This is a genomic window from Marinilabiliales bacterium (genome assembly GCA_007695015.1).
Taxonomy (GTDB): Bacteria; Bacteroidota; Bacteroidia; order Bacteroidales; family PUMT01; genus PXAP01.
On the sequence record REEN01000075.1, the window covers coordinates 15,100 to 30,195 of the forward strand.

General features: G+C 49.5%; 12 protein-coding genes. 7 read left to right on the plus strand and 5 right to left on the minus strand.

What is annotated here, in order from left to right:
- Positions 1 to 26: 26 nt before the first annotated feature.
- Both EA408_11185 and EA408_11190 read left to right on the plus strand, forming a co-directional pair.
- Positions 27 to 254, plus strand: coding sequence for a hypothetical protein (locus EA408_11185; GenBank protein ID TVR70458.1), 228 nt, complete (start codon positions 27 to 29; stop codon positions 252 to 254).
- Between the two features lie 23 nt (positions 255 to 277).
- On the plus strand, positions 278 to 997 hold the full coding sequence (locus EA408_11190; protein TVR70459.1) for a DUF1080 domain-containing protein: 720 nt from the start codon (positions 278 to 280) through the stop codon (positions 995 to 997).
- A gap of 93 nt (positions 998 to 1,090) precedes the next feature.
- Here EA408_11190 and EA408_11195 read toward each other — a convergent pair whose 3' ends face one another.
- Entirely contained in the window at positions 1,091 to 2,227 is a 1,137-nt protein-coding gene (locus tag EA408_11195) for an endo-1,4-beta-xylanase (protein ID TVR70460.1), read from the minus strand.
- A 99-nt stretch (positions 2,228 to 2,326) separates the two neighbouring features.
- Complete coding sequence (locus tag EA408_11200) at positions 2,327 to 3,298, minus strand: aldo/keto reductase (GenBank protein ID TVR70461.1); 972 nt, start codon at positions 3,296 to 3,298, stop codon at positions 2,327 to 2,329.
- A 214-nt stretch (positions 3,299 to 3,512) separates the two neighbouring features.
- Between EA408_11200 and EA408_11205 the strand changes: the two genes are divergently transcribed.
- Complete coding sequence (locus EA408_11205) at positions 3,513 to 5,168, plus strand: GDP-mannose dehydrogenase (GenBank protein TVR70462.1); 1,656 nt, start codon at positions 3,513 to 3,515, stop codon at positions 5,166 to 5,168.
- Positions 5,169 to 5,286: 118 nt separating this feature from the next.
- Here EA408_11205 and EA408_11210 read toward each other — a convergent pair whose 3' ends face one another.
- Together EA408_11210 and EA408_11215 are read right to left on the minus strand one after the other, a co-directional pair.
- Positions 5,287 to 7,488, minus strand: coding sequence for a DUF4954 family protein (locus EA408_11210; protein ID TVR70463.1), 2,202 nt, complete (start codon positions 7,486 to 7,488; stop codon positions 5,287 to 5,289).
- Positions 7,489 to 7,626: 138 nt separating this feature from the next.
- Complete coding sequence (locus tag EA408_11215; GenBank protein TVR70464.1) at positions 7,627 to 7,791, minus strand: hypothetical protein; 165 nt, start codon at positions 7,789 to 7,791, stop codon at positions 7,627 to 7,629.
- On the opposite strand from EA408_11215, the gene EA408_11220 reads away from it, so the two are divergent.
- The 3 genes from EA408_11220 to EA408_11230 all read left to right on the plus strand — a co-directional run bounded on the left by EA408_11220 (position 7,703) and on the right by EA408_11230 (position 11,874).
- Positions 7,703 to 9,073, plus strand: coding sequence for a TlpA family protein disulfide reductase (locus EA408_11220; protein TVR70465.1), 1,371 nt, complete (start codon positions 7,703 to 7,705; stop codon positions 9,071 to 9,073). The two genes, EA408_11215 and EA408_11220, sit on opposite strands and share 89 nt — an antisense overlap.
- A 157-nt stretch (positions 9,074 to 9,230) precedes the next feature.
- Positions 9,231 to 10,472 (plus strand): PQQ-dependent sugar dehydrogenase, encoded by a 1,242-nt coding sequence (locus EA408_11225; GenBank protein ID TVR70466.1) that lies wholly within the window; start codon positions 9,231 to 9,233, stop codon positions 10,470 to 10,472.
- A gap of 187 nt (positions 10,473 to 10,659) precedes the next feature.
- On the plus strand, positions 10,660 to 11,874 hold the full coding sequence (locus EA408_11230; protein ID TVR70467.1) for an MFS transporter: 1,215 nt from the start codon (positions 10,660 to 10,662) through the stop codon (positions 11,872 to 11,874).
- Between the two features lie 107 nt (positions 11,875 to 11,981).
- On the opposite strand, the gene EA408_11235 is transcribed toward EA408_11230, so the two are convergent.
- Positions 11,982 to 13,481: a hypothetical protein gene (locus EA408_11235; protein TVR70468.1), complete on the minus strand. Its 1,500-nt coding sequence runs from the start codon at positions 13,479 to 13,481 to the stop codon at positions 11,982 to 11,984.
- A 187-nt stretch (positions 13,482 to 13,668) separates the two neighbouring features.
- Between EA408_11235 and EA408_11240 the strand changes: the two genes are divergently transcribed.
- A complete protein-coding gene (locus EA408_11240) occupies positions 13,669 to 15,072 on the plus strand; it encodes a TlpA family protein disulfide reductase (protein TVR70469.1) in 1,404 nt (467 codons plus the stop codon).
- Positions 15,073 to 15,096 lie beyond the last annotated feature (24 nt).

Consider the following 15,096-nt stretch of genomic DNA (forward strand, 5'->3'; position numbering starts at 1 on the left):
TTAACCGATATTTAAACAATGATATTATGGAAAATTCAGATGAACAGGCAAAAATGATAATCAGCCGTTACGGAGAGATCTGGATGGGACTTGATAGTGTCACCTCGATAGGAGTTGGAAAAACAGATGAGGGAAAAACAACGATCATAATCTCCCTCGAAAAAGACATTCCCGCCACCCGGGATGTTTTTCCTGCCGAGATCGAAGGTGTCCCGGTACAGATCAGGATCAGCGGCACAACTAAACCACTTTAAATCATTTCACAAAAAAATTCAACATGAGACATCCCCGCGACCTTTATCCATTCGTTCTGATTATCGGCGGAGCACTGGTAATTATACTCGCACTGGTAATGCTCTACATGCTTGACCGCCTTTCGGCGGAACAGGAAGAAATTACTGAAACTGAAAAGATAACGGTTGTCGGAATGGAGGCAGAGCCCGACAGCCAGGGATGGCGACACCTGTTCAACGGTGTGACCCTTGACGGATGGGAAAAGACAAACTTTGGGCCACAGGGACCTGTCATGGTGAGGGATTCCTCCATTATAATGGCATTTGGTGATGGTCCCACAGGCATTACATGGACCAGGGAGTTCCCGGTGATGGACTATGAACTGAGCCTGCTGGCCATGCGCGTTGACGGCAATGATTTCTTCAGTTCAGTTACATTCCCCGTATCGGATGAACATTGCACCCTCATTGTGGGAGGATGGGGAGGTTCGCTGGTCGGGATAAGCAGCATTGACGGATCCGATGCTTCCGAAAACTTCACACGTACAGGTTTCCCATTTGAGGACGGGCGGTGGTACCATGTCAGGATCAGGGTCTTCGATGACTATATCAGGTGCTTTATAGACGGAGAAGAGTTGGTAACAGTATCCATTAAGGATCACTCCTTCTCCGTAAGGTCGGAAGTGAACCTTTCCAGGCCCCTTGGTATTGCCACCTGGGTTACCACCGGTGCAGTCAGGGATATCCGGTTCAGGGAATTATAAGGACCATCCGTAAATCAGGCATAACGGCAGCTGAGGCTATTGCTGCACGGGGCTCACTATTCTGGCCGGCTCAGGGTGCCGGTAACGTTACAGTCATTCCGGTATTACCTCCCGGGCAATCCCGGCCACCTCGTAAAATGCAGGTTTGGGTTGCCATTCCCGGTCAAAAAGGAGGGGATGGTTGGTCCTCCCCCTGACGGGGTAATTATTTTTCCAGGTATTTAAATCATTTACTCCCCAGAAAGTTACCCTGGTAATAACATCCCGGTGTTTAAGGTACACTTCGAATACCTCCCTGTAGCGTTCTGCGAGTTCCTCTTGCACTTCATCGGGTAACTTATCAGTAAAGGGATTTATACCCTCCTCTTCCTGATCGATCAGGGCTCTGTCGATACCCTGGAAGTAGCCCGACGGATACGGAAGCACATCTATCTCCAGCTCTGTAACCATAACGTCGATACCAAGTGCGGCAAAATCAGTTATTGTCTTTTCGATCTCCGTAACAGGAGGAGTTGTAAGATGAAGATGAGACTGGGTGCCGATACCTGTTACAGGAGCACCGTTCTCCTGCAGGTACTTAACAAGCTTCACAGCGCCTGCACGCTTTACCGGATCCTCAAGGTTGTAATCGTTATAATAGAGTTCTGCTTCAGGATCAGCTTCACGTGCAAAATTAAATGCCTTCACCAGGTATTCAGGCCCTATGACCTGGTACCATACTGACTCCCTCAGGGTGCCGTCTTCGTTCAATGCTTCATTAACAACATCCCAACCATGAATTCTTCCTTTGTACCGCCCCACAACCGTATGAATATGATCGCGCATCCTCTCAATCAGCGTCTCCCGGTCAGGCAGATTCCCATACTCATCCTGGAAAACCCAGGCGGGAGTCTGGCTGTGCCAGACAAGTGTGTGACCCACCATGAACATATCATTCCTTTCGCCGAATTCAACAAAAAGATCAGCCGGCTCAAAATTGAATACACCTGGTTCAGGTTGGATATGCTGCCACTTGGTTATATTCTCAGGAGTAATTGTATTGAAGTGGGTTTCTATCAGTTCTATACTGGCGGTATCTCTCCCGTATATCTGCGACCTGTTCATGGCAGTACCAATAACAAAAGCATCGCTGTAAAGCTCCTTGAGCCGGGGTAATGAATCATCAGGCGGACTGCCGCATGATGAAAAGACAAGGAATAATGCCGGAAGAGAAAACACTATATTTCTCATATTTTTGACTTTTAGAGGTTTATAAATAAAATCCGTTCGAAGGGCCGGGTAACCGAAGCTGCGAAGCGTGTGAGACCGTTGAAGCCAAACCTGACAAGGTTACTGTGACCACTCTGTGGGCTCCCTGTCCCATCTGTGGACCTCAAGTTTCTTCATAAGTGCCCCGTCAAGCGGTCCGGCATCACTGGTTGCAATATTGGCCTTAACATGCCTGGGTTTACGCATTCCCGGAATTATCGTGCTTACCGTCGGTTCACCCAGTATAAAGCGAAGTGCCATTTCGGGCATTGTCATCCCTTCAGGCACCAGGGGCTTGAGCGTGTCTGCCCTGTCTACGCACGCTTCAAGGTTTTCCGGAACAAAATATGTATTCCGCCAGTCCCCGTCCGGCCATGTGGTATCCTTTGTCAGTGTGCCGGTAAGGGTACCCTCATCAAAAGGCACCCTGGCTATCACGGCAACATCATGCTCGCGGCACGCCGGGAACAACTCATCCTTCGGATTCTGGTCAAAAATATTATAGATAACCTGCACCGCATCTACCAGTCCGCTCTTCACGGCCCTGACCCCGTTCCACGGCTCCCACCTGTTAATGCTAATTCCTATTGCATGGAACATACCCTGCGATTTGAGCTCCTGCATCTTTTTTATCCACCGGTCATCATCAAGCCAATGATCCTCCCAGGTATGAAGCTGCATCAGGTCAAATGAACCGATGCCCGCATTTGCAAGGCTTTTCTCAACATACTCTTCGATATGGCCGGGTGGGAAACAGTCATCCAAACTGTATTCACGCCTGCTGGGCCATTTGAAATTCTTCGGGGGCACCTTGGTGGCAGTGTAAAGCTTTTTGTCACTGTTGGCCTTTACCAGGCTTCCAAGCAGTGACTCACTTTTACCGGCGCCATAACCCCATGCTGTGTCAAAAAAGTTGCAGCCGTTATTTACGGCAAGCTGCAGTGCCTCCATTGACTCTGCATCATCTGAACCGGTCCACCCGGCCATGCCCCACATGCCGTAACCTATCTCACTTACCTGCCAGTTTGTTTTTCCAAATCTTCTGTATTTCATAATATTCAGGTTTTAGATCAATAATTTACACTGCAAACAAAAGGATAAATGTAACAATTCACCGGGTAATATAAAACTGAAAAACATAACCAGGAACCGCCACCTGTTAATGAAAAAAAATTATCTTTAATCGCCGTAATTACACAGACTGAACACATATTGCTTATTTTCAATAAATTGCCTGACGAATACGAACTATAAACCAAAACATCCTATGTCTCAGAATGAACAAAACTCCTGGTCAGTAAACCCGGCCGGCGAAAAGTTTCCTCTTCCAAAAGATGAAGAGTATCCGGCAGAACTGGAACGTATTAAAAAACTGACAGATGACGCACGCACCATGGGCCGTGAGGTCGTGGTCGTAATGGGAGCCGGATTTGTCGGTGCGGTCATGGCTGCCGTTGTGGCCGATACCCGCGACCAGAACGGAAAATATTCCAAATTTGTAATAGTATGCCAGCGGCCAAGCACACGCTCATACTGGAAAATACCGATGCTTAACAGGGGAGAATCTCCTGTAAAGGCGGAAGACCCTGAGGTAGATGAGCTGATAACCAGGTGCGTAAAACAGGAAAAAACCCTGGTGGCCACATATAACAGCGACTGCCTGTCGCTGGCGGACTGTGTGGTGGTTGACGTGCAGTGTGATTTTGTCAAGAGGGATCTTGGCAATATGAAGACGGGGCAGACAGATATGCATGCCCTTGAGGCTACCATACGTACCCTGGGAGAAAAGATCCAGCCGCACTGCCTGGTGCTGATAGAAACGACCGTGGCCCCCGGAACGACTGAATTCGTTGCCTGGCCTATTCTGAAGAAAGCCTTCGCCAACCGTGGAATAGATTCAGAGCCACTGCTGGCACACAGCTTCGAACGGGTGATGCCCGGCAAAGAGTATGTGGCCAGCATAAGGGATTTCTGGAGGGTTTGCTCGGGATGCAACAAGGAAGCCAGGGACCGGGTAGAAAAATTCCTTCATGAAGTGCTCAATACCGGTGAATTTCCCCTCACGGTGATGGACCGCCCCATTGAATCGGAAACCACAAAGATCATTGAAAACTCTTACCGGGCAACAATCCTGGCCTTTCTTAACGAATGGAGCCTGTTTGCCGAACGCAACGGGGTAGACCTGATAAAGGTGATCAAGGCAATCGGTATGAGGCCGACGCACAGCAACATCATATTCCCGGGTCCTGGTATCGGAGGTTACTGCCTCCCCAAGGATGGGGGACTGGGTTATTGGGCATACAAGCACATTCTCGGGTTTGAGGATGGCGACAGCATCTTCAGGATAACCCCTGAAGCAATTGACATCAATGATACCAGGGCATTGCATGTGGCAGGACTTACCAGGGACGCACTGCGCAACATGTCAAGGTATATTGCCGGGGCCGATATCGTGTTATGCGGGGCCAGCTACCGCCAGGATGTGGGTGATACCCGTTACAGCGGCAGTGAACTGGTGGTAAGGAAACTTGCCGAAATGGGTGCCGAGATAAGGGTGCATGATCCATACGTGGATCACTGGCACGAATTTGAGAAACAGGACACCTATCCGGCACCCGGACAATCATGGTCGAGATTCTTCAGGAACCAGGAGGGCCTTAACAGCCTGCATATCGAAAAAGATCTGAAGAAAACGCTCAGGAATGCGGAAGCCATGATCCTTGCAGTGCCCCACAGCGATTACCTGAATCTTAAACCCGCTGATATCGTGGAGTGGGCGGGGCAGACACTGGCCATCATCGATTGCTTCGGCATCCTCAAAGATGATGAAATAAGAGAGTATTTCAGGCTGGGCTGTGAGGTAAAAGCACTTGGCCGCGGCCACATACAGAGACTGAAAAAGGAGGTGCAGACAGGGGAATAACAGGCTGCAAAGTTCGGGCCGGCAGAATGAGCCGGCAGTCACAGGCGGGCGGATACAGGCCGGAAATTGAAGGCCGGCAAACTGAGCAGGCTGGTGCCGGCCGGCCGGTCTTATCAAATTAAGCCTGTATGGCCTTTTCAAGGATACTGCTGTATTCAGAAGTTTCCTCCCTGACCTTTTTTATAAAATCATTGTTGTCAATATCACCCATGGCGGCCTTCTTCTCATCCTCATTGCGGTAAATCATGATCCTGAACGGGTTGTCATAATCCTTTTTTCTCGAAAGGTAAACCTGCCCGGATATATGATTTTGAATTTCTATATCCTTCTTAAGGGCACTCTTCCATTGTCCGGCATTCAGACTGTCAGTTTCGTACAGGGTGCACAAAGTTGCCCAGGCATGGTTCCGCTTGTCAGCCAGATACTCCTCCCAGAGCAGGTCGTACCTGGCGTGTATGTCCTCCCATGTTTTCAATATACCCGATCCTATGTCTGCACGCAGCTGGTCCAGCTTCCTTTCAGGGATCAGTTGTCCCCCGACATTCACCCAGCTGGTCTCCCTTTCCGCCGAAAGGCTGTCAGCCATTTGTGATAACGGACCGGCAGGAAGCATGCCGTTATAACCAACAAGAACTTTCACTGCATAATGGTGTATCATATCCCTGTATGCATGATATGCCTGCCATGCCTTAAGTATTAACACCTTGCGCCGCGACCTCTCCATCCCCTCGCCGAGTATCTCGAGGTCTGCCACCGCATCTGCACCATCTCCCAGCAGGCTTCTTCCCTTCTCTGCCAGCTCATCAGGTTCAGGGTTTTCTGTGTCATCGCCGTTTTTCCTCATCCATGCCTTTCCTGTCCACTCTTCGAGTAACCTGATTGCCCTGAACATCTCCTCGACAGTATCGGGAGCCAGCGCTTCAAACTCAATGTTCTGGGTTTTGCTGAGCCTTTTGTCCCTTGCTATGAATTTACCCGAATTCCTGGAAAGAGCGTACATATTGTGCAACCACCAGAAAGCAGGCATCACTTCCAGCCTGTCATGAGTAATGTTATTGCTTACCAGCGAGAATGGCAGGGGAATGTCAAGTTCGGCAGGATAGTCGGCCTTCGAAATAAGCGTGAATGAAGCAAACCGGCTTGAGTGTTTAAGGCTGATGCATAGTCCGGGCCAGAAGCCACGGCCAGCAACAATCTCGCTGTCGTTTGCACGGCTGTTGTGATTTGAGCCTATAGTGGCTCCGGCTGCTATATTGCTTTGCCCCATGACCACGGCAGCCACCAGGAACGAATTGTTGTGGTGCTGCTCGTGGGCCGGAAAGATAAGGTTATTGAGAACCTCACAGCACGATATGGTGGAGTTGTCGCCAAGGAAGGAGTTTATAAGCCTGGCACCGTACTTAAGGTTAGAGTTGTTGCCGAGTATGAACCTCACCGCCTTGCAGCCATAGAATATGCGGCAGCCGTATCCGATAATGCCGTTGACCATTTCTACCCCCTCTCCTATCTGGGTGGACTCTTTTTCAGTGGAGTTGATGGTCAGGTTCTTGAGCTTGTTTGCACCTTTTATATAACAGCCCGACCCGATCTTAAGATCCTTCAGGGTATGGGAATTCTTTATAACACATTCATTTCCCACCGTACCGTAATACCCCCTTCGCGAATCGAACATCCCCTGGGTGATCTCTTTAAGCCGTTCCTGGAGAAGGGTGTCATCCCTGTATTTGGCCCATAACCAGGCATCGGCGGGAATCATCCCGTCAAACGGCAATACCTGCCTTGACCCTGTCTCGTTCATTATGTCCATCCACACCCTGACAGATTCCGGTTCACCATCCTTGATTATGCCGTTCCCGAACTTCGCGTGGTCGGTGGTGTTCATCTCCATTATGTTAAAAAGTATGCAGCGATTGCCAATGATATAATGGGACAGGTAGTGTACGTTGTGTATGGCAACATCATCGCCTATATCACAGTTTATCACCAGGCTGTTGGTAATACCTACCGATAGTTTCAGGTCATGGTGACGCAGTACTATATCCCTGACGGCACCGATCCGGATCAGTCCGAAAAACCTGTTATTGCGCACCAGCGAAGGATCAAAGCAGTCCGTTACCAATATCTCATCCCAGCTGTCGGCTGTGTTCTGGTTCTTGACAAGCACTTCTATCTCATCAGACCTGAGGTTACGCCACCGGTCCTCCGGCCATTGAGACTGCATATTCCTGATATCATACTGTCCGGCTCCTTCAGGTAGAAATTCGCCGGGAACAAAATCCTGCCCGAGACTTTCAGGGACCTGCACTGCAACTCTTTGCATTATATAAGTATTATATTTAAAACATAGTTTTTAAATAAGGCCGTAAATATACTTTATTTACAAGAAATACTTAATTTCATATAATATTTTTTAAATTCATTTTGAAAATTTCTGTTGTATAGAAACATTTAATTATATTTACAATTCAATAAGCACTGTTAACCAAATACTAAACCAGATGAGAATTATCCCGGGCATATTATTGCTGGCCGCAATGGTCATTTCTTCCTGCAGCACACAGGAACCAGACAACCGTATTGTAATTGCCGGAAAAATAGAAGGGCTGACAGAGGCCACCGTCAGGCTGGTTACCGATGCTGTACTGCATGAAACCGAGCTCCGGCAGGACGGAACCTTCCATCTCGAACATACTGCTGATGATTCGAGGTATTACACAGTACTTAGCAGGCCAGGTGATGCATTCATAGTATTCCTTTATCCGGGCGACAGCTTATGGGTGACATATGAAGCATCAGATCTTTATGGCACATTCCAGGCTACGGGCAGCAGGGCTGCCGAAGCTGAATACCTCGCCGAGAAGAGCAGGATAACAAGCGGAATCAGCAACTTTAACCAGCTGATGGTGCTGGATGCCCAAAGCTATTTTGACGTCAAAAAGCCGGTAATAGAGGAGCTGCAGGAGTTGCTTAACCGGGTTAAAGCAGAAGAAGGGATATCAGAAGAGCTCATTGAGCTTGAGGCACTCGGACTGGTATCGTTCGACCTCTACCTGGATTACATGTACCCCATGGTACACAGGAACAGGAACAATATTCCCCGGAATGAAAGCATTGACTTCCCCGAAGATGAGACCAATGAAAGGATTGCCGCATTCAATTTTGACGATCCGCTGATACTGAAGGACCGTTATTCAAAACAGCTGCTTGACATTCACATCAGGGATGCCGTGTCTGAATTTATGAGAAACAATCCTGAAGCCGGAACCGTTGATAATGCCTTTATATCTGCCACCTTCGACGTCGCCGGATCAAAATTTTCCAACCCTGAAGTACGCGATCACGTCATGTTCAGTGCACTTGACAGGGATATGAACTACAGGGGCCCTGCAAGGTACCGCGAACTCTATACCAGGTTCCTTGGCGAAAGCAGCACTCCAGCTTATAAAGAAAGGGTCAATAACATTATTGCCGAATGGGAGCATATCTCCCCTGGCAGCGAGGTACCTGACTTCATCTTTACCGATATTGAAGGCAACGAGGTAAGGCTCAGTGACCTTTCGGGGAAACTTATCTACATCGATGTATGGGCAACATGGTGCGGCCCCTGTATTGCCGAGCACCCTCACTGGAACACCCTTATGGAAGAGTATGAAGGGAAGGATGTTGCCTTCCTGGCCATATCGACCGACAACACCAGGGAGCCATGGGAAAAAATGGTGACTGAAAAGAATATGCAGGGCTACAACTGGTATGCTGAGAACGCATGGGAATCTGAAATATCAGAGCATTTCAACATCAGGGCGATACCCCGGTTCCTGCTGCTTGACAGGGAGAGGAGGGTGATAGATCCGTCGGCCGAACGGCCTTCGGGAAGGATCAGGGAAACACTGGATCAGCATCTTTGATCCATAGGTTGACAGTCCCCGGGAATCATAAGGGAACCGCCCGGTCAGCAATCCTGATCCATGATCATCAGGAAACCCCGGATTTTTTCCCCGGTTTATTTAAACAATTCCTGTACATGTTTCTTTATATAATTGATGTGTAACAAAAACAGCAGCTATGAAAAGAAACAGGAAAAACTTCAAGGTAAAACCGGTTAATCTCAAAACACTGGCAATACTTTTTATTGCCGCGGCAATAACTGGTATCTCACAGGCCCAGGTCAGGGTCAGCGAAACAGTCATCGAAACCCGGGTTAACAGTGAAGCCGAAAATTTCAGGATTGTAAGGGTGGTCGAAAGCCTGGAACATCCATGGGCAATAGGCTGGCTGCCTGATGGCAGGATGCTCGTAACCGAAAGGCCCGGAAGAATGCATCTGATTGACGGTGAATCGGTCACCGAACTGAAAAACCTTCCACCAATACATTACCAGGAGGACCAGAGGACAGCGCCCCAGGGCGGCAGCCAGGCGGGACTGCTCGATGTTGCGGTGCATCCTGATTATAACAATAACGGGTGGATATACTTCACCTATTCGAGTCCGGGCGACGCCGACGGAGTGCCAGCAAGGCTCGGGACGGGGACGGGACTGGCACGGGCGCGGCTGAATGCTTCAGGCACCGACCTGGTTGACCTGCAGACCATTTACACCATGATCCCCCGCACCCAGCCCGGAAGGCACTATGGGTCAAGGATTGTCTTTCCCGGCGACGGGACGGTGATCTTCTCGATAGGGGACAGGGGACTTCGTTATCCATCACAGGACCTAACCAACCCTGCCGGCTCAATGATCAGGCTGCTTGAGGATGGCGGAGCAGCGCCTGACAACCCCTTTGTCGGGATGGCTCCCGGCAACCTGAGACCGGAGATATACTCCTTTGGCCACAGAAATAATCAGGGACTTGCACAGGACCCGGCCACCGGAGAGATATGGGCCACTAACCATGGACCCCGGGGCGGGGACCTTCTGTACAGGGTCCGGAAAGGTCACAACTACGGCTGGCCCAACGTCTCCTTTGGCGTGGAGTACTCAACCGGTGAGCCTGTAGGAATAGGCCGGGAAGCGCCTGGTGTGACAGCTCCTGACTACATTTGGGAAGAATCAATGGCGCCATCCGGACTGGCATTTTATTACGGTGATCAGTTCCCGGACTGGAACGGCAACCTCTTTGCCGGATCTCTTCTCAGGCAGGAGATTTACAGGCTGGTGCTGGATAACAACCGGGTTGTTCACAAGGAGACCCTGATAACCGGCAAGATAGGAAGAATACGTGATGTCAGGCAGGGGCCCGACGGATTCATATACATTGCAACAGATGAGGGCGACGGCGGCATCTACAGGCTGGAGCCGGTAAGGTGACAATGCAGCCATATCAACTCAAATATTCAGGAAGGCCGCGGTTTATAACCGCGTTCTTCCGTTTCTGAAAACCTTGCGTTCGCTTTGAACTTTTTTTAAGGTTTCGTGCATCAGGGTGACGCCCGGTTTTTCAATTGCAGGATGTTTTTCCTATCTTTCCCGGCACCTTTTATGTTTTACTGAACTCATGCAAACCGGACAGACAGCTGATATTCCGGGCACGGCCAGGGGATGGACCGTAACAATAGCAGCCCTCGGCATTAACATGCTGATCGGCATACTCTATTCCTGGAGCATTATACAGAGGGCCATGGTGGTCAACTGGGGATGGAGCAATACAGAGGCATCACTCCCCTACACCCTGTGCATTGCCACATTCGCATTAACAATGATCTTTGCCGGCAGGGCCCAGGACAGGTACGGGCCACGCCCTGTTGCCCTTCTTGGAAGCATTATGTTTGGCGGCGGACTTATAGGGTCGGCCTTTGCCCCTGCCCCGGCCCTTATGATGGTAACCTTCGGAATAGCCTGCGGCATTGGGATAGGCCTCTGTTTTTCGGCAGCCACCCCGGCGGCGATCAAATGGTTTGACCCCGGCAGGAAAGGTTTTGTGACCGGGGTAGTAGTTGCAGGAGTTGGACTGTCGCCAATATACACAGCCCCGCTTACGGAGGCGCTGCTGAGAGCTTACACTATCGAGCAAACCTTCCTTGTTCTGGGTATAATTGCCCTTGCCGGGTTGCTGCTCCTTTCCCTTGTCCTTGCCAATCCACCGGCCAGGCATGAAAATGCCGGCACTGACGTAACAGCTGATCCCCGAGTAATAATCACCGACATCCCCTGGCGTGAGATGATCCGTACGCGGACCTTCATAATATTATGGTCATCCTACCTGCTGAGTGCCGCTGGGGGACTTATGCTGGTGGGGCATCTCGCCGGCATTGCCATTGTACAGGCACAGTGGGAGGCAGGTTTTGTGCTCGTGGTAATACTTGCCATCTTCAATACACTCGGACGCCTGGCAGGCGGTTACATATCAGACCGTTCAGGTCCGGTCAGCGCCCTTCTGCTGATGTTCATGATACAGGCGGTAAATATCTTCCTGTTCACCTTTTACCGTAGCGTACCGGCGTTGATGGCAGGGTCTGCCATTGCCGGTTTTGCCTACGGGTCTCTGCTGGCCCTCTTTCCTGCCGCAACAGCAGGGTATTTCGGACTCAGGAACCTTGGAGTAAACTACGGCATAATATTCACCGGCTGGGGAGCAGCAGGCATAGTGGGACCCATTATAGGAGGTGCGGCAGCCGATATCACCGGATCCTATAACCTGTCATATATAATTTCAGCGGTTATGCTGCTTGGAGGGGCCGTTATCGTAAACCAGCTTCGCAAAACAGGCTGAAAACCTCCATGGTTTGTTGACCTTCGGTCGATTCATGTTATTTTGTCTGCCGAAGGCTGATACGGTTTTCACCTGAAACCGGCCGAAAACAAAGTGGTCAGGTCTGATCAGTACCTGTATATTATCTCCCTGAGAAACTTTTCAGTGGCCCTGCGCACATCGTTGGAGTCCTTGTTATGATTGTTCACCAGCACTGAGAATATCAGTGTCCTGCCCTTTTCTGTGACCAGGAATCCGCTCAGTGCAACGGCATTGCCACCCAGGGTTCCGGTCTTGGCAAAAATACGCCCGCTCTCTTCCAGGTAAAGGTTGTCAAGGGTTCCTTCGCCACCCGTTGGAAGCAGATGGCTAACCCTCCCGAAACCAAATTCATCCTTCATCTTTTCCAGAATCCATACGAATGACCGTGGCGAAAAGAGATTGTACCTGCTGAGTCCGCTGCCGTCAACCCACCTTGGTCTGCCAGGCATACCGGCCAGGTCGTTGTCCATAAGATACTCAATAACCTGCATCTCATCCATAACCCCGAAAAGCTCATTGGAAACCATTATGAGTACCTGCTCGGCAAAAAAGTTATCGCTGTGCACCATCATCATTCTGAACAACGTATCGGAAACACCCGAGACGATCGTCCTCAAATGGCCGGGTTCCGTCAATGCCACACCATCCTGGGCCGGAGGCATTTCAGCACCGGGAACAGGCATTTCCACACCAGGTACAGGCACCTCCACACCTTCCACCCCCGCCCTGCCGGCTTTTGCCCGACCCGGCAACCCAGGCCTTGCAGGCACAACAACAATATCCTTGTCAAGAGTATCGGCCAGCAGTTCCAGTGCAGCCTCCATACCGCCGGTTGCAAAAGGAACAAACAGATCTTTTTCTCCCTCAAATCCGAGATACACACTGTACACATTCTCATTCAGGGGCCTGTGCACTTTAAATCTCAGATCGGGAGATTCCAGCACCTCTACCGGCCAGCTATGCACCGGGTGGGAGGAGGCATAAGTGATCCTTACATCTTCACCATAATCGCCGATATCCCGCTGGGCCCATATCACGACATTGCCGTATACCGGGAAGGGACTTCGCTCGGGCATATAATAGTTGAGGTAGAAGTTCCATGGCCATCCGTAACCCAGTGCACCGGTTTGCCATACAGGTTCAACAAAGACAAGGGGCTTACAGGCATTCTGCATAAAATCCAGCACAGGCTGGTCAGGAAAATCGTGCAGCATGAACGTCGGATCGCCGGTAGGGATAAGGAACAGGGTGTCATTGTGATCGAGATAGTGAATGCCGGGAATATACCCGCCCAGGTACTTCAGCCCTGCATAAAGGGTGGCAATCTTGGTGTTGCTGGCCGGTATGAAGAACTTTTCGGCATTGTGCGTATAAATGTACTCCCTGGTTTCTGCATCATAAATTGCAATGCCTGTATGGGTATCAGATATTGCGGGATCATCAAGGAACCTGCCCGGCACTGCTGTCCGTCCAAGATGACGGGGTGAGGTGCATGAAGCAACAAACAACGCGGGCAGGACAATGAACAGTGCAACCTGTTTGTAAAATAATTCAAACTTGCCTGAAGTAATTTTTACCATACGCATAAAAGTACATGAAATTTAGTAAACCTGTGCATAAAAGGCCGGCTTTGCCGGCTTTCTCAATTAATGCCCGAAGCAGGAATTTTAAATTTAACAACGTATTATTTAGTTTTACAACTAATTTTATATAATTTTTTATAACTTGTACTGCTGTTAACCATTATACACAATCTTAAACCTTTGAGTAATCATGAAAAAATTACCTGCCCTTCTGATTATTACAGTCTGCATGGCCTTCATCTCATGCAGCGGTCCCGGCACAGACCGGGGTGACCAGATAATTGTTGCCGGAAAGATCGACGGACTTGACCAGGGAACCATCTCCGTCAGGAGAGACGATGTACTGGCAACTGCCGATATACATCCTGACGGCTCTTTTCACCTGCCCTTCAGTTATTATGCCAACTATTATTTCCAGTTCAGGGTTGCCGACCAGGGATTCTGGCTGTACCTGGATCCGGGCGACAGCATCTATATTTCGGCCCATATAGATGATTTCAGCAATACATTCAGCGCATCGGGCGATAAATCGGTCGAAGCTGAATTCATGGTAAGAAAAGAGCCACTTGACTTTGGACCCGAAGTGCAGGTTATGTCGGCCGGCCTGGATGAATATTTTGAGAAGAAAAATGAGTTCCTGACCCCGCTGATAGAACTGGTGAACGAACTTGAAAAACAGAATAACTTGGATCCCGATTTTCTGAAACTTGAAAAGGCTTACATCGAGCTGCGATCACTTCAGCTGGATCTGAATTTTCCGATGAGCTACAGGATGCGTAACAATATAGACCGTGATGCACCGATCGATTTTCCCGAGGAGGAGACAAAACAGAGGCTGGAGAGCCTGGATTACAGCGATCCGTTACTGTTACGCTTCGGTGTTTTCAGAAATTTTGCCAACAGGAAGGTGCACGAGTTAAGGCAGCAAATGATGCATGGGATTAATCCCGGTGAGATCGGCCCTGACAGTAGTATGATATATACAGTGCTGGCGGCTGACTCACTGTTCGTTCCTGAAATAAGGGATTTTATGATATATGATATGCTCAGGGCCAATATTGGATTTTCGGGTCCGGTCGGTGCCCGGCGGTCTGTTGAGCTTTTTACATCAATGAATAAAAACCCCTATTATACAGAGAGGCTAAACGAAGCCATGGCTCAGTGGGATATGCTTTCACCAGGCAGCCTTGTGCCCGATTTTACCTTCACCGATATTGACGGAAACAGTGTAAGGCTTAGTGACCTTTCGGGGAAGCTTATCTATATCGATATATGGGCAACATGGTGCGGTCCCTGCATTGCTGAGCATCCTCACTGGGACCGCCTGATTGAAAAATACGGTGACAATGATATCGCGTTCCTTGCAATTTCCATAGACGAATCACCCGCACCCTGGGAAAAGATGGTGAGAGAGAAGGAAATGAAAGGCTACAACTGGTATGCAGAAAATGCATGGCAGTCAGAAATCGCAACCCATTTTCTTATCAGGGGAATACCAAGGTTTATCCTGCTTGACCGGGAAAGAAGGATAATAGATCCGAATGCAGGCAGGCCCTCAGGCAATATCAGCGAATTGCTTGATCAGCATATTTAGAGATTTATCAGGGCAGTATTTACC

Excerpts from the sequence above, each read along its gene's own strand:
- EA408_11185 (TVR70458.1), top strand. The coding sequence starts at position 27 with ATGGAAAATTCAGATGAACAGGCAAAAATGATAATCAGCCGTTACGGA.
- EA408_11190 (TVR70459.1), top strand. The coding sequence starts at position 278 with ATGAGACATCCCCGCGACCTTTATCCATTCGTTCTGATTATCGGCGGA.
- EA408_11195 (TVR70460.1), bottom strand. The coding sequence starts at position 2,227 with ATGAGAAATATAGTGTTTTCTCTTCCGGCATTATTCCTTGTCTTTTCA.
- EA408_11200 (TVR70461.1), bottom strand. The coding sequence starts at position 3,298 with ATGAAATACAGAAGATTTGGAAAAACAAACTGGCAGGTAAGTGAGATA.
- EA408_11205 (TVR70462.1), top strand. The coding sequence starts at position 3,513 with ATGTCTCAGAATGAACAAAACTCCTGGTCAGTAAACCCGGCCGGCGAA.
- EA408_11210 (TVR70463.1), bottom strand. The coding sequence starts at position 7,488 with ATGCAAAGAGTTGCAGTGCAGGTCCCTGAAAGTCTCGGGCAGGATTTT.
- EA408_11220 (TVR70465.1), top strand. The coding sequence starts at position 7,703 with ATGGTCATTTCTTCCTGCAGCACACAGGAACCAGACAACCGTATTGTA.
- EA408_11225 (TVR70466.1), top strand. The coding sequence starts at position 9,231 with ATGAAAAGAAACAGGAAAAACTTCAAGGTAAAACCGGTTAATCTCAAA.
- EA408_11230 (TVR70467.1), top strand. The coding sequence starts at position 10,660 with ATGCAAACCGGACAGACAGCTGATATTCCGGGCACGGCCAGGGGATGG.
- EA408_11235 (TVR70468.1), bottom strand. The coding sequence starts at position 13,481 with ATGCGTATGGTAAAAATTACTTCAGGCAAGTTTGAATTATTTTACAAA.
- EA408_11240 (TVR70469.1), top strand. The coding sequence starts at position 13,669 with ATGAAAAAATTACCTGCCCTTCTGATTATTACAGTCTGCATGGCCTTC.